Source organism: Propioniciclava coleopterorum (assembly GCF_011393335.1).
Taxonomy (GTDB): domain Bacteria; phylum Actinomycetota; class Actinomycetes; order Propionibacteriales; family Propionibacteriaceae; genus Propioniciclava; species Propioniciclava coleopterorum.
In genome coordinates, this window is the sequence record NZ_CP049865.1 from 3,532,402 (window position 1) to 3,556,331 (window position 23,930).

Annotated in this window: 18 protein-coding genes and 2 pseudogenes; 11 read left to right on the forward strand and 9 right to left on the reverse strand. The window is 71.2% G+C overall.

The window, feature by feature from the left end:
- Position 1: 1 nt before the first annotated feature.
- Complete coding sequence (gene gatA, locus G7070_RS16745) at positions 2–1,525, reverse strand: Asp-tRNA(Asn)/Glu-tRNA(Gln) amidotransferase subunit GatA (protein ID WP_166234684.1); 1,524 nt, start codon at positions 1,523–1,525, stop codon at positions 2–4.
- Positions 1,526–1,535: 10 nt separating this feature from the next.
- Positions 1,536–1,835 (reverse strand): annotated as a pseudogene (gene gatC, locus G7070_RS16750) (Asp-tRNA(Asn)/Glu-tRNA(Gln) amidotransferase subunit GatC); the annotation flags it as partial.
- Positions 1,836–2,086: 251 nt separating this feature from the next.
- Here gatC and G7070_RS16755 point away from each other — a divergent pair.
- The 6 genes from G7070_RS16755 (at position 2,087) to G7070_RS16780 (ending at position 9,083) form a co-directional block, all read left to right on the forward strand.
- A complete protein-coding gene (locus G7070_RS16755) occupies positions 2,087–3,385 on the forward strand; it encodes an extracellular solute-binding protein (protein WP_166234685.1) in 1,299 nt (432 codons plus the stop codon).
- 59 nt (positions 3,386–3,444) lie between these two features.
- Positions 3,445–4,311, forward strand: a complete 867-nt coding sequence (locus tag G7070_RS16760; protein ID WP_206079846.1) for a carbohydrate ABC transporter permease — start codon at positions 3,445–3,447, stop codon at positions 4,309–4,311.
- Positions 4,304–5,239 (forward strand): carbohydrate ABC transporter permease, encoded by a 936-nt coding sequence (locus G7070_RS16765; RefSeq protein WP_206079847.1) that lies wholly within the window; start codon positions 4,304–4,306, stop codon positions 5,237–5,239. The genes G7070_RS16760 and G7070_RS16765 overlap by 8 nt, the downstream gene beginning before the upstream one ends.
- 441 nt (positions 5,240–5,680) lie before the next feature.
- The gene (locus G7070_RS16770) at positions 5,681–6,850 is read left to right on the forward strand and encodes an extracellular solute-binding protein (protein WP_166234687.1); all 1,170 of its coding nucleotides are present in this window, start codon (positions 5,681–5,683) and stop codon (positions 6,848–6,850) included.
- Positions 6,851–7,725: 875 nt separating this feature from the next.
- Positions 7,726–8,379 carry an ACT domain-containing protein gene (locus tag G7070_RS16775; RefSeq protein ID WP_166234688.1) on the forward strand — a complete coding sequence of 218 codons (654 nt, stop codon included), beginning with the start codon at positions 7,726–7,728 and terminating at the stop codon, positions 8,377–8,379.
- Complete coding sequence (locus tag G7070_RS16780; protein WP_166234689.1) at positions 8,376–9,083, forward strand: GTP pyrophosphokinase; 708 nt, start codon at positions 8,376–8,378, stop codon at positions 9,081–9,083. The genes G7070_RS16775 and G7070_RS16780 overlap by 4 nt, the downstream gene beginning before the upstream one ends.
- On the opposite strand, the gene G7070_RS16785 is transcribed toward G7070_RS16780, so the two are convergent.
- The 5 genes from G7070_RS16785 to G7070_RS16805 all read right to left on the reverse strand — a co-directional run bounded on the left by G7070_RS16785 (position 9,077) and on the right by G7070_RS16805 (position 14,558).
- Positions 9,077–9,283: a hypothetical protein gene (locus G7070_RS16785; RefSeq protein WP_166234690.1), complete on the reverse strand. Its 207-nt coding sequence runs from the start codon at positions 9,281–9,283 to the stop codon at positions 9,077–9,079. The two genes, G7070_RS16780 and G7070_RS16785, sit on opposite strands and share 7 nt — an antisense overlap.
- Positions 9,284–9,293: 10 nt before the next feature.
- Complete coding sequence (ligA, locus tag G7070_RS16790) at positions 9,294–11,360, reverse strand: NAD-dependent DNA ligase LigA (RefSeq protein WP_166234691.1); 2,067 nt, start codon at positions 11,358–11,360, stop codon at positions 9,294–9,296.
- Positions 11,361–11,390: 30 nt separating this feature from the next.
- The gene (locus tag G7070_RS16795; protein WP_166234692.1) at positions 11,391–12,359 is read right to left on the reverse strand and encodes a uroporphyrinogen decarboxylase/cobalamine-independent methonine synthase family protein; all 969 of its coding nucleotides are present in this window, start codon (positions 12,357–12,359) and stop codon (positions 11,391–11,393) included.
- Positions 12,359–13,432, reverse strand: a complete 1,074-nt coding sequence (gene mnmA / locus G7070_RS16800) for a tRNA 2-thiouridine(34) synthase MnmA (protein ID WP_166234693.1) — start codon at positions 13,430–13,432, stop codon at positions 12,359–12,361. Before mnmA ends, G7070_RS16795 begins: the two co-directional genes overlap by 1 nt.
- A gap of 70 nt (positions 13,433–13,502) precedes the next feature.
- Positions 13,503–14,558: a cysteine desulfurase family protein gene (locus G7070_RS16805; RefSeq protein ID WP_348981504.1), complete on the reverse strand. Its 1,056-nt coding sequence runs from the start codon at positions 14,556–14,558 to the stop codon at positions 13,503–13,505.
- A gap of 194 nt (positions 14,559–14,752) precedes the next feature.
- On the opposite strand from G7070_RS16805, the gene glgX reads away from it, so the two are divergent.
- The 5 genes and pseudogenes from glgX (at position 14,753) to G7070_RS16830 (ending at position 23,142) form a co-directional block, all read left to right on the forward strand.
- Positions 14,753–16,879 carry a glycogen debranching protein GlgX gene (gene glgX / locus G7070_RS16810; protein WP_166234694.1) on the forward strand — a complete coding sequence of 709 codons (2,127 nt, stop codon included), beginning with the start codon at positions 14,753–14,755 and terminating at the stop codon, positions 16,877–16,879.
- Positions 16,880–16,891: 12 nt separating this feature from the next.
- A complete protein-coding gene (locus tag G7070_RS16815; RefSeq protein ID WP_284690947.1) occupies positions 16,892–19,081 on the forward strand; it encodes an alpha-1,4-glucan--maltose-1-phosphate maltosyltransferase in 2,190 nt (729 codons plus the stop codon).
- 28 nt (positions 19,082–19,109) lie between these two features.
- On the forward strand, positions 19,110–20,384 hold the full coding sequence (locus tag G7070_RS16820; protein ID WP_166234695.1) for a phosphotransferase: 1,275 nt from the start codon (positions 19,110–19,112) through the stop codon (positions 20,382–20,384).
- Positions 20,374–22,257: pseudogene (glgB, locus tag G7070_RS16825) on the forward strand (1,4-alpha-glucan branching protein GlgB); the annotation flags it as partial. The gene G7070_RS16820 and the pseudogene glgB, both read left to right, overlap by 11 nt.
- 129 nt (positions 22,258–22,386) lie before the next feature.
- Complete coding sequence (locus tag G7070_RS16830) at positions 22,387–23,142, forward strand: NUDIX hydrolase (RefSeq protein ID WP_166234697.1); 756 nt, start codon at positions 22,387–22,389, stop codon at positions 23,140–23,142.
- Here the strand turns inward: G7070_RS16830 and G7070_RS16835 are convergent, their stop codons facing one another.
- Both G7070_RS16835 and G7070_RS16840 read right to left on the reverse strand, forming a co-directional pair.
- A complete protein-coding gene (locus G7070_RS16835) occupies positions 23,143–23,499 on the reverse strand; it encodes an inorganic pyrophosphatase (protein WP_206079848.1) in 357 nt (118 codons plus the stop codon).
- A 1-nt stretch (position 23,500) separates the two neighbouring features.
- Entirely contained in the window at positions 23,501–23,728 is a 228-nt protein-coding gene (locus G7070_RS16840; RefSeq protein WP_166234698.1) for a hypothetical protein, read from the reverse strand.
- Positions 23,729–23,930 lie beyond the last annotated feature (202 nt).

Consider the following 23,930-nt stretch of genomic DNA (forward strand, 5'->3'; position numbering starts at 1 on the left):
GTCAGGCCTCCTGCCCGGCTTCGCCGACCCAGCGGTCGGCGATCTGATCGGTGAGGACGCCGCCGTCGCGGCGGGCCAGCGCCCGCTCGAGCGCGGCGCCGACCCGGTAGACGCGGTCGTCGGCCAGCGGCGGGGCCATCACCTGCAGGCCCACCGGGAGGCCGTCCTCGGGCGCCAGCCCGACGGGGAACGACCCGGCCGCGTTGCCGGCCATGTTGGACGGGATGGTGCACAGGTCCGACTTGTACATCGCCAGCGGGTCGTCCATCCGCTCCCCCAGCTTGAACGCCGTGGTCGGGGTGGAGGGCGACACGAGCACGTCCACCTGGGCGAACGCGGCGTCGAAGTCGTCGGTGATCAGGCGGCGGACCTTCTGGGCCGAGCCGTAGTAGGCGTCGTAGTAGCCCGAGCTCAGCGCGTAGGTGCCGATGATGACGCGCCGCTTCACCTCCTCGCCGAAGCCGGCGTCGCGGGTGAGCGCCATCACCTCCTCGGTGCTGCGCGAGCCGTCGTCGCCGACGCGCAGGCCGTAGCGCATGCCGTCGTAGCGGGCCAGGTTGGAGCTGACCTCGCTGGGCATGATCAGGTAGTAGGCGCCCAACGCGTAGTCGAAGTGCGGGCAGGACACCTCGACGATCTCGGCGCCCGCATCCCTGAGCAGGTCCAGCGCCTCGGTGAAGCGCTGCTCGACGCCCGGGGCGTAGCCCTCACCGCCGAGTTCCTTCACCACGCCGATCCGCAGGCCGCTCACGTCGCCGGAGCGGGCGGCCTCGACCACGGGCGGGACGGGTGCGTCGATGGACGTCGAGTCCATCGGGTCGTACCCGGCCATCGCCTCGTGCAGCAGGGCGGCGTCCAGGACGGTGCGGGCGCACGGCCCGGGCTGGTCCAGGCTGGACGCCATGGCGATGACGCCGTAGCGCGACGTGCCGCCGTAGGTGGGCTTGACGCCGACGGTGCCGGTGACCGAGGCGGGCTGCCGGATCGAGCCGCCGGTGTCGGTCCCGATGGCCAGCGGCGCCTCGAAGGCGGCCAGCGAGGCCGACGAACCGCCGCCCGAGCCGCCGGGGATCCGCTCCAGATCCCACGGGTTGTGCGTGGGGCCGTAGGCGGAGTTCTCGGTGGAGGAGCCCATCGCGAACTCGTCCATGTTGGTCTTGCCCAGGATGACGATGCCCGCGTCCAGCAGGCGCCGCGTCACGGTCGCCGAGTACGGCGGACGCCAGCCCTCCAGGATCCGGGAGCCGGCCGTGGTGGGGACGCCCTCCTGGGTGAACAGGTCCTTCATGGCGAGCGGGACGCCGGCCAGCGGGCCGAGGACCTCCCCGGCGTCCAGGCGGGCGTCGACGGCGGCGGCCTGGGCGAGCGCACCCTCGGCGTCCACGTGCAGGAACGCGTGCACGCGGCCGTCGTGGCGCTCGATCTGGCCCAGGAACGCCCGCGTGACCTCGACCGAGGTGAGCTCGCGCGCGGCGATCCGCGCGCCGAGGTCGGCGGCGGTGGCGGTGAGGATCGCGTGGCTCATGCCCCCTCCCCAGGATGCGCGGGACGCGGAACCGGTCGTCCTCCACGGCGGGCGCCATCGCCAGCGCCTGCTCGCGGGTCAGGCCGGGACGCACCACGTCGTCGCGGAACACGTTGGTCAGCGGCAGCGCGTGCGTCATGGGGACGACGTCGGCGTCCGCGACCTCGGAGACCGAGGCGACGGCGTCCAGGATGATGTCGAGCTGGGGGGCGATCCGCTCCAGTTCCTCGGGCGAGAGGTCGATGCGGGCGAGCCCGGCGAGCCGGGCGACCTCCTCGGTGGACAAGGCCACGATGCGCACTCCTGTCATGGGTCGGTAACCCTCCCATCCTAGGGCGTCGGTACCGGTTGCCAGGACCGTCGCCAAACCGTGACAAATCGCTTTGTTACGTTTCAAATCGGTGTTTGCCGCAATCAGCGGCGGAATGCGCTTACCTGCACGTGTCAGCGCCCGTCAAGAGCGGTTGCAGGATTAAGCAAGATGCTCGACATGCCCCTAGTCGCGGCCTAGCCTTCCTGCAGGCAGTCCCAATGGGGGACGCGTAACAGGAGGAACCCTCAATGTTGAATCGACGACAGCTCCTCGGCGCGATGGGCGCAGCGGGCATCGGCATCGCCGCCACTGCGTGCTCGACCGGCGGCGGGCAGCCCGCCCCGGGGGCCACCGCGGCCCCGACCGGAGAGCTCAAGGGCACCGTCCACATCGTCACGCCCGAGTTCGCGGGCACCGACGGCAAGGAGGCCTTCGAGGGCAAGATCCTGAAGGCCTTCACCGACAAGCACCCCGGCGTCACCTTCCAGGTCGACTACACGCCGTGGGACAAGCTGAACGAGAAGCTCTCCACCCTGGTCGCCGGCGGCCAGCCGTCCGACCTCCTGATGACCGGCATGGGCTGGACCGAGCCCTTCGCCCACAAGAAGGTCCTCACCAAGCTCGACAAGAACGCCGTCCTCGGCGACGCCAAGGTGCTCGACGCCCTGGTCAAGCAGGGCAGCTTCAACGGCGACATGTACGCCATGCCCTTCCTGCTCGAGTCGCGTCCGTTCGCGTACCGCAAGGACCTGTTCGAGAAGTTCCAGATCTCCACGACCGAGCCCAAGAGCATGGAGGAGTTCAACTCCCTGCTCGAGGAGGTCAAGTCCAAGTCCGGCCTGGTCCCGCTCGACATGCTGGGCCAGAACCTGCGCCAGATCTGGGGCCAGATGATCTTCGCCTTCGGCGGCACGCAGTTCAGCCCCGACGGCATGTCCATCACGTTCGATCAGGAGCCCGGCGTCAAGGCGCTGCAGTGGATGGTCGACCTGCAGAACAAGGGTCTGTCCGACTTCAACTTCAAGGTGCCGACCGGCCAGCCGTCGGCCTACCAGCAGGACAAGACGCTCATGGCCTGGGGTTCGTCCGGCGCGTGGCCGCAGTGGCTCAAGCAGACCCCGCAGCTCACCGAGGAGGGCAAGCTCGGCATCATGCTGATGCCGACGGTGAACGGCTCCAAGGTGCTGTACCAGGGCGGCACGCTCGTGGGTCTGTCGACCCGCAGCCAGAACAGCGCCGCCGCGACCGCCGTGATGCAGCACCTGATCACGCCGGACGCCCTGACCCAGGCGAGCCTGTTCAGCGGCAAGGTGCCGGCCCGTTCGGATCTGCCCCCGAACCCCGAGCTGGCCAAGAACAAGCTGCTGGACTTCTCCGTGGACAACCTGCAGTACTCCGTCACCGACGGCGGCACGCCGGCGTGGATGGAGATCCGCGGCAAGATGGATCCCGAGCTCGAGGCCGCCGTCACCGGCAAGAAGAGCGTCGCCGACACCATCGCCTCCCTGAAGAAGATCGCGGAGGACGCGATCGGGCGTATCAAGTGACGAACGTCACCACAACGTCGTCGGGCGCGGCTACCAGCCGCGCCCGACGCGGTTCGAGCATGCGAGCCGAGAAGATGTGGGGCTGGTTCCTGACACTTCCGTCGTTGATCCACACGGTGATCTGGATCGGCATCCCGGTCGTCGTCGCGATCGGGATGAGCTTCACCGACTACGACATCGTGCAGGCACCGACGTTCGCCGGCCTGGCGAACTACGCGGAGATCCTGCGCGACGAGGTGTTCTGGAAGGCGCTGGGCAACAACGCCCTGATGGCCGCCTTCGGCGTCCCGATCTCCATGTTCATCGCGCTCATCGCGGCGGTCGCGCTGAACCAGGGCCTCAAGGGCCAGGGCTTCTTCCGCACGATGATCTTCATGCCCCACGTGACCGCCACGGTGGCCATCGCCATGATCTGGCTGTGGATCTACTCCGGCGACCCGTCGGGCCTGGCCAACCGGGCGCTGGGCTTCTTCGGCCTCGCGCCGCAGAACTGGCTCACCAATGGGGACCTGGCGCTGCCGGCCGTGATCGTGGTGACGATCTGGCAGGGCATCGGCCTGAAGATGCTGATCTACTTGGCCGCGCTGCAGGGCGTCTCCAAGGAGCTCTACGAGGCGGCGGACGTGGACGGCGCCAGCACGATCCAGAAGTTCTTCAACGTCACGATCCCGATGCTGCGCCCTGCGACGTTCTTCGTCCTGGTCACGTCCATCATCGCGAACTTCCAGACGTTCGATCTGGTCTACAACCTGACCAACGGCGGCCCCGCGAACGCGACCACGGTGATCACCTACCAGATCTACGTCGCCGCCTTCCAGCAGTTCCGGATGGGCTACGCCACGGCCCAGTCGGTGATCCTGCTGCTGGTGCTGGTCGTCCTGACCATCATTTCCCGACGCGTGGTGGGAGGTACCGACGGTGACTGATCTCAACACTGTGACCGAGATCGAGAAGGTCAAGCCCCTCAAGCCGGTGCGGCAGAAGTCCGCGAAGCGTTCCCGCCGGATCGGCCGGATCGTCCTGTGGGTCGCCCTGCTGCTGTTCAGCCTGGTCATGGTCCTGCCGTTCGTGTGGATGATCTTCACCGCGGTACGGCCGGCCGCCGAGCTGGCTCAGCCGAACCCGCCGTTCTTCCCGCGGGCGTGGGACTTCAACAACTTCGTCCGCGCCTTCGAGGCGGCGCCCTTCGGCATCTACGCGCGCAACAGCTTCATCATCGGAGCCGTGCACGTCGTGACCGTGCTGACGCTGGGTTCGGCCGCGGGTTACGCGCTGGCGAAGCTGCGGTTCCGCGCCCGGAACTGGATCTTCGCGTGGTTCCTGGCCACGATGATGATCCCGTTCTACGCCACGGTCATCCCCAGCTTCCTGCTGGTGAGGTTCATGCCGCTGTTCGGTGGCAACGACATCTTCGGTCAGGGCGGTCAGGGCTGGATCAACACCTGGTGGGCGCTGCTCATCCCGGGCGCCGTCGGCGCGTTCTCGATCTTCCTGCTGCGTCAGTTCTACGTGACGACGCCGACGGAACTGATCGAGGCCGCTCGGCTGGACGGCCTGTCCGAGCCCCGCATCTGGCTGCAGATCATCACCCCGCTGATCAAGCCGGGCCTGCTCACGGTGGCCCTGCTGGCGTTCGAGTCGGGCTGGAACAACTTCCTCTGGCCGCTGTTGGTGACCAGTAGCGAGGACCTGCGCGTCATCCAGGTGGGCCTGTCGGTGTTCCGGCAGGAGTCGAACACGCAGTGGGATCTGCTGATGGCCGGCACCGCGTTGTCCGCCGTTCCGATGATCGTGCTGTTCCTGTTCTTCCAGCGCTACTTCGTCAACGGGTTCGTGAACTCGGGCATCAAATAGTCCCGACATCGATCGACCGCTGAGGAAACCGTCCGCACGGTTCTCCTCGAACTGGGCGGGGATCCTGTGGCTCCTTCCGGGAGGCACAGGCTCCCCGCCCCTTTCAGGATGGGGACACGGGTCGCGCCGGGGCGACGGCGTCGGCGAGGACGTCGGGCTTCCGGATCCCCGCCTCGCGACCCCGTGGGGAAATTCGCTCACCCCGAAACCGTCGAGGCAAGTTTCATGATTGCGTTCCTCTACACCCTTTGAGTCCCCGCTACCTTTCCCATTCACCGTCCCAACGGGGGGCGCGGGTAGGAGAAGGAACCTCATGCTGAATCGACGACAACTTCTGGGTGCTGCTGGAGCGATGGGCATCGGCCTCGCGGCCACGGCCTGTTCGACCGGGGGCAGCCCGCGGCGTCGGCGGTTCCGAGCGCGGGTGGTGAACTCACGGGTGTGGTCCACATCGTGACGCCGGAGTTCCCCGGCACCGACGGCAAGGAGGCCTTCGAGGGCAAGATCCTGAAGTCGTTCACCGACAAGCACCCCGGCGTCACCTTCCAGGTCGACTACACCCCGTGGGACAAGCTGAACGAGAAGCTCTCCACGCTGGTGGCCGGCGGCCAGCCGTCCGACCTGCTGATGACCGGCATGGGCTGGACCGAGCCGTTCGCCCAGAAGAAGGTGCTCAGCAAGCTCGACAAGAACACCGTCCTCGGCGACGCCGAGGTCTTCGACGCTCTCATCAAACAGGGCAGCTTCAACGGCGACATGCACGCCATGCCGTACCTGCTCGAGTCGCGTCCCTTCGTGTACCGCAAGGACGTGTTCGCTCAGCACGGCATCAACGACGTCGACACCGACACGATCGAGCACTTCACCCAACTGCTCGACGAGGTCAAGGCCAAGACCGGCTTGATCGCGTTGGATCTGCTCGGCAACAACCTGCGCCCGGTGTGGGGTCAGATGATCTACGCCTTCGGCGGCACCCAGTTCAGCCCGGACGGCATGCAGGTCACCTTCGACCAGGAGCCGGGCGTCAAGGCGCTGCAGTGGATGGTCGACGCTCAGAGGAACGGCCTGTCGGACTACAACCTCAAGGCGCCGTCGGGCCAGCCGTCCGGCTACCAGCAGGGCAGGACCGCGATGGGCTGGGGCAACTCCGGCATGTGGACGCAGTGGGCGAAGCAGAGCCCCGAGCTCATGGACGACGACAAGCTGGGCATCATGCTCATGCCCAGCGTCAAGCCGGGCCAGAAGGTTCTCTACCAGGGCGGCACGCTGGTCGGCCTGTCGACCCGGAGCAGGAACACCGCGGCGGCCACGGCTGTCATGCAGCACCTGATCGAGCCCCAGCAGCTGCTCGACGCCAGCCTCCAGACCGGCAAGGTGCCGGCCCGTTCGGACCTGCCCCCGAACGCGGAGCTGGACCAGAACAAGCTGCTGGACTTCTCCGTGGACAACCTGCAGTACTCCGTCACCGACGGCGGTACGCCGGCGTGGATGGAGATCCGCGGCAAGATGGAGCCCGAGCTCGAGGCCGCGGTGACCGGCAAGAAGAGCGTCGCCGACACCATCGCCTCCCTGAAGAAGATCGCGGAGGACGCGATCGGACGCGTCAAGTGACGGCAGCCACCACCACGACGTCGGGCGCGGCGACCAGCCGCGCCCGTCACGGCTCCCGTCCCGTGTGCCGGCGGGTGTCGACCACGCAGTAGGATCTCCTGATGGATGGCACCGCATCGTCCGACGTTTCGATGATCGTGCCGTCCTTGTTCTTCCAGCGCCACTTCGTCAACGGATTCGGGAGCTCGGGTATCAGACAATGCCGACACTGATCGACCGGTTGAGGAAACCGTCCGCGCTGTTCTCCTCGAACTGGGCGGGGATCCTGTGGCTCCTTCCGGGGGCCACGGCGGTCCCCGCCCTGGCCGGCGTCACCCGCGTCGTGACCGACCTCGACCGCTACGCCGACGAGGGCTTCGTCACGGTCACCCGCACCGTGCGCGCCACCTGGCGCCGCGACCTGCCCGTCTCGCTCACCCTCGTCGTGGTGACCGTCATGGGGTTGGCGAACCTGTTCGCCCTCATCAACTCCGAGTCGGCCGTGCGCGTGCTCGCGGTCGGCTTCCTCGTCCCCGTGCTGTGGGCGGCGCTGGTCTTTCTCGGCGCCTACACCGCGGTCGCGGGCACGGCCCCGCTCGAGGCGGGCCGCGTCGAGGTGCTGTCCGGGGTCGCGGACCAACTGCGCCGGCGTCCCTTCGCCACGCTGACGCTGCCCGTGATCCAGGTGCTCGTCGTGCCCATCGTGGTCTTCCCCCCGCTGACCGTCGCGGTGGGGCTGAGCCTCCCGGCGTGGATCATCACCGAGTGGCTGCGGCTCAAGCCCGCCCCGGCCCCGAGGACGAGGCGCCCGCCCCCGCCTGAGGGCTTGTGTTCCGGTCGTGTTGCACGCGGCGGATCCTCTTGGCGGATCCCTGCTCGTCGGGTATCAAGGGGGCATGTACCTCTTGCGCGTCATCCTGCCCGACCGCCCCGGCTCCCTGGGTGCGGTCGCTCGTGCCCTGGGCGAGGCGCACGCCGACATCGCGTCGGTGGAGATCATCGAGAAGGCGGCCGGGCTCGTGATCGACGACTTCATGGTCGACCTGCCCGACGGCGTCCGGCCGGACACGTTGGTGAGCGCCTGCTCCTCGCTGCCCGATGTGGAGGTGATGTGGGTGTCGTTCTACCCGCAGAACCGCACGCTCACCGCCGACGTGGACGTGCTGGACGCCATGCTGGCGCACCCGGACGCGGCCAGCGAGGTGCTGGCCGACGCGGCGCCCTCGACGTTCCACTGCACCTGGGCCGCCCTGGTGGAGTCGGCGACGGGCGATCTCGTGCACCGCACGACGCTGGCTCCCCCGGGGAGCCTGCCGGTGCACCTGCTCGGCGACCTGGGGGTCGCGCACACCGCCGAGCTTCCCACCGACTTCTGCGAAGGCTGGGGCGAGCAGATCGTGGCGGTCGTGCCGTGCCGCGCCGGGCGTGCGCTGGTGCTGGGCCGCCCCGGGCCTGAGTTCCGCGCCTCCGAGCTGGCCCGCCTGCGACACCTGGCCATGCTGGCCGCCGACCGGGAGTCGCTGGCCGCCGTGAACCCCGTCCTGTCATGACGGTTCCGGCCGAGGTGCCGCCGGTCCGCGCCGAGGTGGGACTGCTGGCCCTGCTGCAGGAGAACGGCGACCTCCTGCTGGACGAGGGACTGTCGGTCGCGCGCGAGCTCCAGCTGTACCGATTCGCCCTGGCCGAGATGCGCACCAAGCTCGCCGTTCTGCAGGACGAGATCACGCTCAGCGACGACTACAACCCGATCGAGCACATCTCCGCCCGGATCAAGACCCCGCGCAGCATCGCCGAGAAGCTGCGCCGCCGCGGGCACCCACTGACGCTGGAGTCGATGCAGGCCAACCTGGACGACCTCGCGGGCATGCGGGTCATCTGCACGTTCGTCTCCGACGTCTACCGGCTGCTCAAGGTGATGGACCGCCACCCCGACGTGGCCATCCTGACGGTCAAGGACTACATCGCCGCGCCCAAGCCGAACGGCTACCGCGGGCTGCACGCGATCGTGGAGACGCCGGTGCACCTGGCCGAGGCGTCCCACCCCGTGCGGGTGGAGATCCAGTTCCGCACGATCGCGATGGACTTCTGGGCGAGCCTGGAGCACAAGACCTACTACAAGTACGACAAGACGGTGCCGGACGCCCTGCTGCGAGAGCTGACCGAGGCCGCCGAGCACGCCCACGAGCTCGACCTCAGGATGGAGGCCATCCACCGGCAGATCCGGGGCGGCGACGATCGGGCGGGCGGTCAGTAGCCGCGCAGCTGCAGGTAGGCGTAGTAGCCGAACGCCGTCACGGCGATCGCGACGGCGATCACCGCGAGGATCGTGAGGCGCCACTGCCGCCGCTTGTCCCGCGTCGTGGGGACACCGACGGGACCCCACTCGCCGACGATCGGCGTGACCCGCGGCGAGACGTCGCCGTTGAGGTTCAGGTCGCTGTTCAGTCCCTCCACGCGCACCAGCCTACTGACCCGCGCCGGCGGCCCGCTCGATGGCCGCCGCGCCCTCGGCCAGCAGCGCCTCGAACTGGTCCGCGGCCAGGATCGGGATGCCCAGGCTCTCCGCCTTGGCGAACTTGGAGCCGCCCGACTCCCCCGCCACCAGCACCGACGTCTTGCCCGAGACCGAGCCGGACGCCTTCCCGCCGCGGTCGGTGATCGCCTGCTGCGCCGACTCGCGGGTGTGGCCGGGCACCGAGCCGGTCACCACGACGGTCAGGCCGGCCAAGGTGGCCGGCAGCGCCTCGCCCGCCTCGGCCGGCTCGTCGGCCAGCACCGCGCCCGCCGCGAGCCACTTGTCCACGATGGCCCGGTGCCAGTCCACCCCGAACCACTCCACGACGGACGCGGCCAGCGTCGGGCCGACGCCCTCGACCTGCGCCAGTTCCTCCAGCGAGGCCGTGCCCAGCGCCTCGACGCTGGGGAAGGCGCGCGCGACGATGGGCGCCACCCCCTTGCCGATGTGGCGGATCGACAGCGCCACCAGGAACTTCGGCCACGGCCGCGTCTTGGCGGCCTCGAGGTTGGCCAGCAGCTTGGTGGCGTTCGCGGTCAGGACGCGCTGCTTGGACTTCGGGTCGGTGCGGGTGAAGAAGTCGCTGCGGGCCAGGTCGTCCTCGGTCAGCGCGAAGAGGTCGCCCTCGTCGGCGATGATGCCGGACGCCAACAGCGCGTCGGCCGCCTGGAAGCCGAGCGTCTCGATGTCGAGCGCGGCGCGGGAGGCGAGGTGGAACAGGCGCTCGCGGAGCTGGCTGGAGCAGCTGCGGGTGTTGGGGCAGCGCAGGTCCTTGTCGCCCTCGCGCACCTCGACGAGCTCGGTGCCGCAGCTGGGGCAGTGCGTCGGCATCACCCAGGCGGGCAGGCCCTCGGGACGCAGCGCGAGCACCGGCCCGAGGATCTCGGGGATCACGTCGCCGGCCTTGCGCAGCACGACGGTGTCGCCGGGGCGCACGTCCTTGCGGGCCACCTCGTGCGCGTTGTGCAGCGTCGCCATCGCCACCGTCGAGCCGGCCACCACGACCGGCTCCATCACGCCGAACGGCGTGACGCGGCCGGTGCGGCCGGTGTTCACCTCGATGGCCAGCAGCTTGGTGTTGACCTCCTCGGGCGGGTACTTGAAGGCGATCGCCCACCGGGGAGCGCGCGAGGTGAAGCCGAGGTCGCGCTGCCGGGCCAGGTCGTCGACCTTCAGCACGACGCCGTCCATCTCGTGCGCCAGGTCGTGGCGGCGGCCCTCCTGGGTGGCGATGTAGTCCAGCGCGGCGGGCAGGCCGTCCACCACCGCGTTGTAGGGGCTGATCGGCAGGCCCCACCCGGCGAGCTGCGCGTAAGCGTCCGACTGGCGGGTGACCGGCTCGCCGCTGCTCGCGCCGATGCCGTGGGCGAAGAACCGCAGCCGGCGGGACGCCGTGACGCGCGGGTCCTTCTGCCGCAGCGACCCGGCTGCGGAGTTGCGCGGGTTGGCGAACGGCGCCTTGCCCGCGGCCAGCAGCGACTCGTTCAGTGCCGCGAACGCGCTGGGCGGCATGAACACCTCTCCGCGCACCTCGAGCAGGTCGGGCGCGCCCGCCGGCAGCGTGTGCGGGATGTCGGCGATGGTGAGCACGTTGGCGGTCACGTCCTCGCCGAAGCGGCCGTCGCCCCGGGTGGCTGCGCTGGCGAGCCGGCCGTCGCGGTAGACCAGGTCGAGGGCCAGCCCGTCGATCTTGACCTCGCACAGGAGCTCGGCCGGCCCGCCGAGCCGGGCGTACCACTTCTCGACCTCCGCGGTGGAGAAGGCGTTGTCGAGGCTCATCATGGGCACCAGGTGCTCCACGGCGGCGAAGGTCGCCGACACCGCGCCGCCGACGTGCTGGCTGGGCGAGTCGGGGGTGCGCAGCTCGGGGATCTGCTCCTCGAGGGCTTCGAGTTCCTTCATCATCGCGTCGAAGGCGGCGTCGGTGAGCGCCGGCGCGTCCAACACGTAGTACTGGAAGCGGGCGTCGTTGATCAGCTGGGCCAACTCGGCGTGGCGGGCGCGGGCATCGGTCACGGAGGAAACCTACCGCGCGCCGCCGACGGTTCAGCGCGCGAGTTCGTCGTCCAGACGCTCGGCGGTGGTACGCAACGCCGCGAACACCCGGGGCACCTGCGCGACGGGCCAGGACGCCAGGCCGCACGACGGGGTGAGCACGATCGACTCCTGCAGCACCGGCCCGAGCTCGAGCGGACGCAGGGCCGCCAGGGCGTCGGCGGTGAGCCGGTCCGCGGTGGGCGCGACCGCCGCGGCGGCGTCCGCGAGGCCGAGCCAGAGCAGTCGGCCGTCCTCCAGCAGCGGACCCAGCCGCTCCCAATCGGGGCGTCCCAGCAGCCTTGCGTCCAGCGCGACGGCCGAGAAGCCGGCGCCGTGCGGGCCGATCGCCGCCTCGACGTCCAGGCCGGGCGCGCAGCAGTGCAGCACGTCGCCGCCGAGTCCGGCGAGCAGCGTCACGGCCTCCTCGGTGCCGACGGCACGGTGCCGGAAGTAGCCGCCCTCGGTCGGGACGGATCCCGCGAGCACGGCCGGGAGCGACGGCTCGTCGACCTGCAGCGTGACGGTCGCCCCGGGCAGCCGCCGCGCGAGCTCGCCGCGCACCTGCGCCACCCCGGCGGCGAGCGCCTGGGCCAGGTCGCGGCGGGCGACCCGGTCGCCCAGGACGCGGCCGCCGCGCGGCAGCAGCGTGGCCGCGGCCAGCGTCCAGGGGCCGGCGGTGGTCAGCCGCAGCGTCCCGGTGAAGCCCTGGGCGTTCTCCTCGCAGATGTCGAGGTCGTCGCGCAGCGTGGCGCGGGCGCGGCGCTGGTCGATCCCGGGCACGTCGGCCAGGTGCCACTCGCCGGCGAGCAGGGTGGCGCCGAGCCCCTCGGCCATGCCCAGCGAGCGGCCGATCATTCCGGCCCACGGGCCGCGGGCGGGGAACTCGGGCAGCCACGGCAGATCGACGTCGGCGAGCGCCAGCCGGACGCCGCCGGCGACGTCGGTGCCCGGCAGCGAGCCCAGCCCGGAGGTCCGCATCAGGCGGCCGCCGCGATGGTGCTGGCGCCGACCACCAGGTCGCCGTCGTAGGCGACCGCGGCCTGGCCGGGCGCGATGCCGAACGCGAGCGCATCGAGCTCGATCGTCACCGACGCGGGGGCGGCGGTGATCGTGGCGGGCATCGGCTCGCCGTGCGCGCGGACCTGCACGAGCCCGCGCCAGGCGCCCAGCCGGGGCTCGGGCACCGCCCAGCTCGGGCGGATGCCCTCGATGCGGGAGACCGCCAGCCGCTCGTGCGGGCCGACGGTGACCGTGTTGTCGACCGGGGAGATGCCCAGCACGTAGCGGGGCTGCCCGTCGGCCGCGGGGACGCCCAGGCGCAGGCCGCGGCGCTGCCCGACCGTGAACTGGTGGTGCCCGGTGTGCGTGCCGACGACCGCGCCGGCGGCGTCCAGGATGAGCCCGTCGCGCTCCCCCAGCTCGCGGGTGAGGAAGCCGGCGGTGTCGCCGTCGGCGATGAAGCAGATGTCGTGGCTGTCCGGCTTGGACGCCGTCCGCAGCCCGAGCGCCTCGGCCTCGGCGCGGACGTCGGCCTTGACGGTGCCGTACAGCGGGAACAGCGAGCGCCGCAGCTGGTCCTGGGTGAGGACGCCCAGCACGTAGCTCTGGTCCTTGGCGGCATCCGCGGCCCGCCGCAGCGCGACGTCGTCGCCGGCGCGGTCCAGCCGGGCGTAGTGGCCGGTGGCGACCGCGTCGAAGCCCAGCGCGAGCCCGCGCTCCAGGACGGCGGCGAACTTGATCTTCTCGTTGCAGCGCAGGCACGGGTTCGGGGTGCGCCCGGCCGCGTACTCGGCCACGAAGTCGTCGACGACGTCGGCGGCGAACCGCTCGGACAGGTCCCACACGTAGAACGGGATGCCGAGGGTGTCGGCGACGCGGCGGGCGTCCAGGGAGTCCTCCAGCGAGCAGCAGCCGCGCGCGCCCGAGCGGTACGTCTGCGGGTTGCGGTTCAGCGCGAGGTGCACCCCGACGACCTCGTGGCCATCGGCCACCATGCGCGCGGCCGCGACGGAGGAGTCCACCCCTCCGGACATCGCCACCAGCACCCGCATCGCGCCGCCCCCTTCGCTCGTTCGCCGAGGACCGATTCTAGGCGCTCGGCGGCCGGGCGAGCATCGCGGCCTACGCGGACGCCGCCCGCGCCCGCGCCACGGCGTCGGGCAGGGCGGCCAGGAGGGCGTCCACGTCGGCGTCTGTGCTCGTCCAACCCAGGGAGAAGCGCAGGGACGCCGAGGCCTGCGCCTCGGTACGCCCCATGGCCAGCAGCACCTCGCTGGGCCGGTGGACGCCCGCGGTGCAGGCCGACCCGGTGGACGCGTCGATGCCCGCGGCGTCCAGCAGCAGGAGGAGGTCGTCGGCGCGGACGCCGTCGAACGTCACGTGGGTGATCGCGGGCCCGACCTCTGCGCCGCCATTGAGGCGCGTCCCGGGGATCGCCTCGACCCCGGCCGCGATCCGGGCCCGCAGGGCCTCCAGCCGCGCGTTCTCGGCCTCGGCCCGCCCGACCGCCTCGGCCGCGGCGGCGGCGAACCCCAGGGCGAGCGCGACCGGGACGGTGCCCGAGCGCAGCGCGCGCTCCTGGCCGCCGCCGTGCCCGACCGGCGCGAGCGGGGCGTCGCGGCGCGCCACCAGGGCCCCGACGCCGACGGGCCCGCCGACCTTGTGGGCGGTGACGGTCAGCGCGTCGAGCCCGGAGTCGTCGAACGCGAGCGGGAGGTGGCCCAGCGCCTGGACGGCGTCGCTGTGCGCCCGGACGCCGGCGCGGCGGCACGCCGCCACGAACGCGTCGATCGGCTGGATCGTGCCCGTCTCGTTGTTGACCCACATCAGCGACGCCCAGGCCATCGTGTCGTCGAGCGCGCCCAGCGCCGACGGTGTGACCACGCCGTCCTCGTCCACCGGGAGGATCGTCCGCCGCCCGCCCAGGGAAGCGGCGGCCTCGAAGACGGCGGGGTGCTCCACGGACGAGACCGCCACCCGGGGCCGGCCGGCGTCCGCGCCCCGGGCCGCGCCGCCCAGGACGGCGAGGTTGTCGGCCTCGGTGCCCCCGGAGGTGAACACGACCTCGGTCGGGTGCGCGCCCAGGGCGTCGGCGAGTTGTTCGCGGGCGTCCTCGAGCAGCGCGTGCGCCCGGCGCCCCCGGCGTGCTGGGAAGCGGGGTTGCCGGCCAGCTCCCAGCCGCGCTGCATCGCCGCGAGCGCGGCGGGGCGCAGCGGCGACGTGGCCGCGTGGTCCAGGTAGTGGCGCATGGTTCCTCCCGGCGCGAGTCTAGGAGGTGGCAAGCGGGGCGGGTGGACCCGCTTTGACGGGTGGGGGCACAATGGGTCGCTGCCCCCACCGCCACCGTCCGCCGCCCGAAAAGAGATTCACCCGTGACCACGCCCCTCACTCACCCGGTGGACTCGTCCGTGCTGGGGGCACGGGTCCGAGACGGGGGGACGCGCTTCTCGCTGTGGGCCCCGCGCGCGCACCGCGTCGAACTCGCGCTGGTGGACGCCGACCGGCGCCAGACCAACCACGACCTGACCCGCAACCCCGACGGCGTGTGGACGCTGTTCGTGCCCGGGGTGGGCGACGGGCAGCGCTACGGCTACCGCGTCCACGGGACGTGGAGCCCCGTCACCGGCGAGCGGTTCAACCCCGCCAAGCTGCTGGTCGACCCCTACGCCCGCGCCATCACCGGAGGCGTCGACTACTCGGGTCCGATCAGCGATCACACCCCGGAGTCGAACTACCTGCCCGACCCGCGCGACTCCTTCGCGTCGGTGCCGCTGAGCGTCGTCGTCGCCGACACCCCGCCGCCCCGGCCGCTGGCGCGTCGGCCGCGCCCCGAGGAACTCGTGGTCTACGAGACCCACGTGAAGGGCTACACCCAGCTGCACCCGGCGGTCCCCGAGCACCTGCGCGGCACCTACGGCGGCATGGCGTACCCGGCCGTCGTCGAGCACCTGACCGACCTGGGCGTCAACGCCGTGGAGTTCCTGCCCGTCCAGCACTTCGTGTCCGAGCCGTTCGCCGTCGGCCGCGGCCTGGTCAACTACTGGGGCTACAACACGCTGGGATTCTTCGCCCCGCACGCCCCCTACTCGAGCAGCGGCACCGTCGGCGAGCAGGTGCGCGAGTTCAAGGAGATGGTCTCGGCGCTGCACGACGCCGGGATCGCCGTCATCCTCGACGTGGTCTACAACCACACCGCCGAGGGCGGCCACGACGGCCCCACGCTCAGCTTCCGCGGCATCGACCACGCGGGCTACTACCGGCTGACCTCCGACCTGCGCAACGACTACGACGTCACCGGGTGCGGCAACGCGGTCGACACCGCCAAGGACGGCGTCCTGGATCTGGTGCTGGACTCGTTGCGCTACTGGGTGGCCGAGATGGGCGTGGACGGCTTCCGGTTCGACCTGTGCACCACGCTCATCCGCGACTCCCAGCACCACGTCACCCAGGACCACGCCTTCAAACAAGCGCTGGCCCAGGACCCGGTGCTGTCGCAGGCCATCATGATCACCGAGCCGTGGGACCTGGGCCCCTACGGCTACCAGCTCGGCCGCTGGGGCCGGGACTGGAGCGAGTGGAACGACCGGTTCCGCGGCTTCACCCGTGACTTCTGGCGGGGGGCGATCCACGGGGTCGAGGAACTCGCGACCCGCCTGGCCGGTTCGGCTGACATCTTCGACCACGACGGCCGCGCGGCCACGAGCTCGGTGAACTTCGTGACCGCGCACGACGGCTTCACCCTGCGCGACGTCGTCACCTACGACCTCAAGCACAACGAGTCCAACGGCGAGCGGAACCGCGACGGGGCCGACGACAACCGCTCGTGGAACCACGGCTTCGAGGGCGAGACCGACGATGAGCGGATCAACGCGGCCCGCCACCGCACGATGCGGAACATGACCGCGACGCTGCTGCTGTCGACGGGGATGCCGATGCTGCTGGCCGGCGACGAGATGGGCCGCACCCAGCAGGGCAACAACAACGCCTACTGCCAGGACTCCCCCATCTCGTGGGTCAACTGGTCCCAGGCCGAGGACTGGTCCGACCAGTGGGAGCTCACCCAGACGCTGCTGCGGCTGCGCGCCGCGCACCCGGTGCTGCGGCCGGCCCGGTTCCGGTCCCGGCAGGAGGTCATCGGCGAGGACGGCCGCGGCCTGGGCCGCACCGAGTCGGCCTGGTTCAACGAGCACGGCGGCGAGATGACGATCGCCGACTGGCACCAGGGCGGACGCCGCGCGCTCGGCATGTACCTGTCCGACGCCCGGGAGGCCTTCCTGGTGTTCGTCAACGCCGGGGACGACCTCGACGTCACGCTGCCCGGGGCGCCCTGGGCGACCGACTACGCGATCGCGGCCCACACCGGCGCGCCGGACGACTTCGACCGGTCCCGGCTCGCGCCCGGCGAGGTGCTGGCCGTGCCGGCCCAGACGGTCGTGGTGCTGCAGGCGTCGGTGCCCAGCAGGCGGTCGACACCCCTGCCTTCGACCACGGGGGTCTAGTAGCGTGGAGGCGTGACCTCGCGACGCAAGCCCCAGTCCCCATCCGCACCGGAGCCCGTCCAGCCGGCCGCCGAGACACCCCCGGCGCCGACGCCGTCGGCCGTGCCCCACCCGCCGCTCCCCAAGCCCCCGGCGGGCTCCCCCGTGGCGGTCCCGCGGCCCCCGGCGTCCGCCCCCGCGGCCGCCGCCCAGGCCGCGACGCCGACCGCCCCGCTCGAGGTGGACCTCGACCCGGTGACGACGGTCGTGCGCGGCATCGGCCGGATCCCCGTGCTGAAGGTCGAGCCCGTCATCGAGGGCGGCGCCTACGCCGCGAAGGCGGTCGTCGGCGAGAACGTCCCGATCCGGGCCAAGGTGTTCCGGGAGGGCCACGACGCCGTCAACGCCTCGGTGATCCTCACCGACCCCCGGGGCAACGAGACCCGCCACGACATGACCCCGCTCGAGCCGCGCGGCCTGGACCCGTGGGAGGCCTGGGTCCGCCCCGACTCCGAGGGCCTGTGGACGTTCCGCGTCGAGGGCTGGTCCGACCCGTGGGGCACCTGGCTGCACAACGCCGAGGCCAAGCTGCCCGCCGGCGTCGACGTCGAGCTGGTGTGCCTGGAGGGCCGCGACCTGCTGGAGCGCACCGCACGCGCGGCCGAGGAGGCCGGCGACCCTGTGCAGGCGTCCATCCTGCGCGCCACCGCGCAGCTGCTGATCCCCGAGCGTCCCGCCGAGGACCTGCTCGACGTCGCCGACGCCCCCGGGCTGTCCCGGGCGATGGCCGCCTACGGCCCCCGCGAGCTCGTCTCCCCGACCGCCGACTTCCCGCTGTTCGTCGACCGGGTGCGCGCCCTGTACGCGTCCTGGTACGAGTTCTTCCCGCGCTCGGAGGGCGCCCGTTACGACGCCGCCACCGACACCTGGGCGTCCGGCACGTTCGAGACGGCCGCCCGGCGCCTCGAGGCGATCGCCGACATGGGCTTCAACGTGGTGTACCTGCCGCCGATCCACCCGATCGGACACGCGTTCAAGAAGGGCAAGAACAACACCCTGGACGCCCACGCCGACGACCCGGGCTCGCCCTGGGCGATCGGCAACGCCGATGGCGGCCACGACGCGATCAACCCCGACCTGGGCGACTTCGCCTCCTTCGACGCCTTCGTCGCCAAGGCCAACGCGCTGGGCATGGAGGTGGCGCTCGACTTCGCGCTGCAGGCCTCGCCCGACCACCCGTGGGTGCAGGAGCACCCCGAGTGGTTCACCACGCGGATCGACGGCACGATCGCGTACGCGGAGAACCCGCCGAAGAAGTACCAGGACATCTACCCGATCAACTTCGACAACGACCCCGAGGGCATCTACAACGAGGTGCTGCGGATCCTGAAGCTGTGGATCGGCCACGGGGTCAAGATCTTCCGCGTCGACAACCCGCACACCAAGCCGGTGCAGTTCTGGGCCTGGATCTTCGCCCAGCTGCGCAGAACCGACCCCGACGTGCTGTTCTTCGCCGAGGCCTTCACCACTCCGGAGATGATGCACGCCCTGGGCAAGGTCGGCTTCCAGTCCAGCTACACCTACTTCACGTGGCGGGTGACGAAGGAGGAGATCACCGAGTACATGCTCGAACTCTCCGAGGAGATGGCCGACTTCTACCGGCCGAACTTCTTCGTCAACACCCCCGACATCAACCCGTTCCACCTGCAGTCGGGCAACCCGGCGATCTTCGCGATCCGGGCCATCCTGGCGGCGACGCTGTCGCCGGCGTGGGGCGTCTACTCCGGCTTCGAGCTGTTCGAGCACGAGCCGCTGGCGGCCGGCCGCGAGGAGTACCTCGACTCGGAGAAGTACGAGTTCCGACCGCGCGACTACACCGCCGAGCCGAACCTCAACATGCTGCTCGGGACGCTGAATGCGATCCGCGACCGGCACCCCGCGCTGCAGCAGCTGCGACAGATCCACTTCCACACGGCCCTGAACGATCGGGTCATCGCCTACTCGAAGTCCGACGGCGACGACCACGTGCTGTGCATCGTGTCCCTGGATCCCGACAACACCGTCGAGACCGAGGTGCACCTGGACCTGCCCGCCCTGGGCCTCAAGGTCGGGGACGCGCTGCCGGTCCGCGACGAGCTGACGGGCACCACGTTCACGTGGGGCGCGCGGAACTTCGTCCGGCTCACGCCCTCCCAGCCGGCGCACGTCCTGGCGGTGCAGTGACCGGGAGCGACGCGAGAGGGGGCACGACGTGAGCGCACTGCACGACGCGTGGATGAGCCACCTCGAGTCGGTCCGGTGGTTCGGCGGCAAGGGCGCGGGCGCCTCGATCGTGGGGCTGGAGCCGGTGGCGACGCACACCGACCCCGACGCCGTCCCGGCGGTCCGCAGCGAGGTCGCCACCCTGGCGTTCCCCGACGGGCACACCGAGTACTACCACCTCCTCGTGGCGCTGTATCCGGAGTCCGAGCACACCCCCGGCACGGTGCTGGGCACCGAGGAGGCGGACGGCCGGGGCGTCCGGGTCGTGGACGCGACGACCGACCCCGGCGCGCTGGCCGCGTTCGTGGCGGCCACGGCGCCCGCGTTCTCCGAGGTGCCCGTCGCGGTGTGGCGGGGTGAGCAGTCCAACACGACGCTCACGCTGGGGAAGTCGGACCTCTACAAGCTGTTCCGGCGCATCGAGCCGGGCCCCAACCTGGACGCCGAGGTGCTCGTGGCGCTGTCCGGCGACCGCGTGCCCGCCCTGCGGGGCCGCCTCACCGCGGACTGGCCCGCCGGCCACACCACCGACCTGGGCATCGTGCTGGAGCGCATCGCCGGCGCCGAGGACGGCTGGGAACGCGCCACCGCGGCGTGCGTGGCCGGCGCGGACTTCCGCCGGGAGGCACGCGATCTCGGGGCGGCGCTCGCCGAGGTGCACGCCCGGCTCGCCGACGCCTTCGGCTTCGAGGAGCGCTCCGGGGACGACCTCGCCGACACCATGGCGTCCCGGCTGGACGCCGCCGCGGCCGTCGCGCCGCCGCTGGCCGAGCACGTGCCGGCGCTGCGGTCGGCCTTCGACGCCCTGCGCGGCCACACGCTCGCGGTCCAGCGCGTCCACGGCGACTTCCACCTCGGCCAGACGCTCGCGTCCCCGGCGGGCTGGACCATCATCGACTTCGAGGGCGAGCCGGCCAAGACGGCCGCCGAGCGGCGGGCGTTCGACTCGCCGTGGCGCGACGTGGCCGGCATGGTGCGCTCGTTCGACTACGCCCGCTCGGCGCACCCGGAGCCTGCGTCGGCCGAGGCACTCGCGTGGGCCGACGCCGCCACCGCGGCGTTCCTCGACGGCTACTGCGCCGGCGAGCCGCCCCGCGCCGACCTCCTCAACGGTTACGTCATCGACAAGGCCGTCTACGAGGTGGTCTACGAAATCCGCAACCGACCCGACTGGGTCCAAATCCCCCTGCGGGCCGTCATTGCCGCTAGCGTGAGCGGTCCCGAAGAACACCCACTGAGAAGGAGCGACGACGATGTCTCATGATCCGCACGGAGGCCTGACCGGTTGGGACCTCGAGGGTTTTCACAGCGGTGGCGACACCGAGCTGTGGAAGCGGCTCGGCGCGCACGTCGTGACGGTGCACGACGACGAACGCGGTGAGCTCACCGGGACGCGGTTCGCGGTGTGGGCGCCGAACGCCCAGGAGGTGCGGATCAACGCCGACTTCAACTGGTGGACCGGCGACGCCATGACGCGCATCCCCGGCACCGGCGTGTGGGCCACCTTCGTCGAGGGCGTGGGCGACGGGACGCTGTACAAGTACAACATCCTGGGCGCCGACGGGGTGTGGCACGAGAAGGTCGACCCGATGGCGACCTTCGCCGAGCAGGCGCCGGCGAACTCCTCCATCGTCTACACCAGCCGGTTCGGCTGGGGTGACGACGCGTGGATGGAGGCGCGGGCGTCCAAGAACATGCAGGTCGAGCCGATGTCGATCTACGAGGTGCACCTGGGCAGCTGGCGCAAGGGCAAGACCTACCTCGAGTTGGCCGAGGAACTGGTCGAGTACGTCACGTGGCAGGGTTTCACCCACGTCGAGTTCCTGCCGGTCACCGAGCACCCGTTCGAGCCGAGCTGGGGCTACCAGGTCACCAACTACTTCGCGCCGCAGAGCCGGCTGGGCAAGCCCGACGAGTTCCGCTACCTGGTGGACCGCCTGCACCAGGCCGGCATCGGCGTCATCCTCGACTGGGTGCCCGGCCACTTCCCCAAGGACGAGTGGGCGCTGGGACGCTTCGACGGCACCGCGCTGTACGAGCACGCCGACCCGCGCCAGGGCGAGCACAAGGACTGGGGCACGTACATCTTCAACTACGGCCGCGACGAGGTGAAGTCGTTCCTGGTCAGCAACGCGCTGTACTGGGTGACCGAGTTCCACATCGACGCGCTCCGGGTGGACGCCGTGGCGTCCATGCTCTACCTCGACTACAGCCGCGAGGACGGCGAGTGGGTGCCCAACGAGTTCGGCGGCAACCACAACCTGGAGGCCATCGACTTCCTGCGCTACGTCAACCGGCACCTCTACGAGCGCGTCCCGGGCGTGGCGATGATCGCCGAGGAGTCCACCTCGTTCGGCGGGGTCACGCAGCCCACCAACCTGGGCGGCCTGGGCTTCGGCTTCAAGTGGAACATGGGCTGGATGAACGACTCGCTGCGCTACCTGGCGCTGGAGCCGATCTACCGGCAGTGGCACCACCACGAGATGACCTTCGCGATGGTCTACCAGTACTCGGAGAACTTCATCCTGCCGATCAGCCACGACGAGGTCGTGCACGGCAAGGGGTCGATGATCAACAAGATCCCGCAGGACGCCTGGCGCCAGTTCGCCACGCTGCGCGCGTTCTACGCGTTCATGTGGGCCTTCCCGGGCAAGCAGCTTCTGTTCATGGGCCAGGAGTTCGGGCAGCGCTCCGAGTTCAACGAGGCCGTCAGCCTCGAGTGGTGGGTCTCGGACCTGTGGGGCCACCACGGCCTGCAGCGCCTCATCAAGGACCTCAACGAGGTCTACCGCGAGCACCCGGCGATGTGGCAGTTGGACGGCGACCCCGCGGGGTTCTCGTGGATCAACGCCGACGACGCGGGCCGCAATACCTACTCGTGGATCCGCCGTGACGACGCCGGCCAGCAGTTGGCCGTCATCGTGAACTTCAGCTCGGAGCCCTGGTACGACTACGAGATCGGCCTGCCCGAGGCGGGCACGTGGACCGAGGTCATCAACACCGACGCCACCGTCTACGACGGCTCGGGCATCGGCAACTTCGGCGCCGTCGAGGCCACCGAGGGCACCTGGGGCGAGTACCCGGCGCACGCCAAGGTCCAGGTGCCGCCGCTCGGCGCGGTGATCCTGCGCCACGACGGCGACGTCGCCGACGGGGCCCAGCCGCGGCGCGCGGTCGAGTCCGCGTCCGACGGCCCCGAGGCCCCCGAGGTCTCCGAGCCGACGGAGGAGGCCGAGGTCTCCGAGGCGGTCGCGGAGGCCCGCTAGGTGTCGGATCGGGAGCCGCGGCGCACCGAGGAGCGCGTCGCGGCCGACGACGTCGAGGGGAGGCGCGCGCTGCACCGGCGCGGATTCCGGCTCGAGGGCCGGCTGCGGGAGGCGCGTCCGCGCGGCGACGGCTGGGTCGACGAGTTGGTCTACGCGCGCCTGACCGGGGATCCCGAGGGGCCCGAGGCGCATCGGCACGTCATGAACTCGGTGACGCCCCGCAAACGGCTCATCGCGCACGCGCTGGTGCGCGACGAGGCGGGGCGCGTGCTGCTGTGCGAGACCTCGTTCAAGGACGACTGGGAGTTGCCCGGCGGGATCGTCGAGCCCGGCGAGTCCCCGCGCGACGCGTGCGCCCGCGAGATGGTCGAGGAGATGGGCTTCGCCCCCGGCGTCCGAGGCGTGCTGGTGGTGGACTGGCTGGCCCCCTACAGAGGCTGGGAGGACGCCGTCGAGCTCGTGTTCGCCACGGACCCCGTCGTCGAGCTGGACAAGCCGCGCCTGCGTCCCGACGGCCACGAGATCCTGGCGCTCCACTGGCTGACCGTCCCGGAAGCGCAGGCGAAGATGACCCCGTTCGGGCGGCGCGGTTGGCGTCCGCGGTGGCGGCGGCGGACGCGGGCACCACGCTCTACACCGAGGCGGGCGTGGTCGGTCACTGACACAGGCGAACTGATTCACGCTTCTGGGCGACATCCCCTTCGCCGGCTCGCCGCCGGAGCGGTACCGGCCGCCGGTCTGGGATCCCCGACCTGATCAGGGGCGCGGCACGTAGAGCGCGCCCTGGGGCTGCGGCGCGTAGAAGCGCTCCAGGGTCGCCACGTCGTCGGGGCCGGCGTCCCAGACGAGCTTCACCTCCATGTCGGCCTTGTGGGGGTCGGCGGTCACGAACGCGCCGATCAGCCCGGCGCCGGGGCGCGTCCCGACCCAGATGTCGATGCCCTCGCCATCGCCGCCGGAGGTCGCCTCCAGGTAGCCGTAGTCGAGCGGGTAGACCACCTCGGGGAACCGCGGGTGCCGGCTGCCGCGCGGCCGGTCGACCCGGACGGCGTGCCGGGCGACCAGGTCGGCGGCGACGTCCCAGAACGTCGCCCCGACCCGCCGCGGCGTCACATCAGCCCTCGCGGACCCGGGCGCGGGCCGTCCGCAGCAGAGCCTCGGGGTTCGAGTGCCGCACCTCGCCCAGCGCGTCGTCCAGCGTGGCGAGCAGGTCGCCCAGCAGGCGCGGCTCGGCGTCGTCCACGAAGGGCGCGGGCGCGTCCGCCTCGGCCGACCGGGCCAGCCACTCCCGCAGCACCAACGCCTCGGCCTGGCTCAGCCGCAGGACCAGTTCGTCGTCCATGTCACACCCTTCCTCGCGTGCGGCCAGACTAATGGGCCGGGCGGCGCCGTGTCGTTCTGGTGCCTCCAGTCGCGCGGCGGGATCCGCTCACAAGGGGAAACGTCCGGCGCACGCCGCGCTCGGGGCACCACGACGACATGGCCCGCCCCGGCGGCCCGGACGCGCGACCCCGCCTTACGCCCCGGACGCGCCGAGCGCAAAC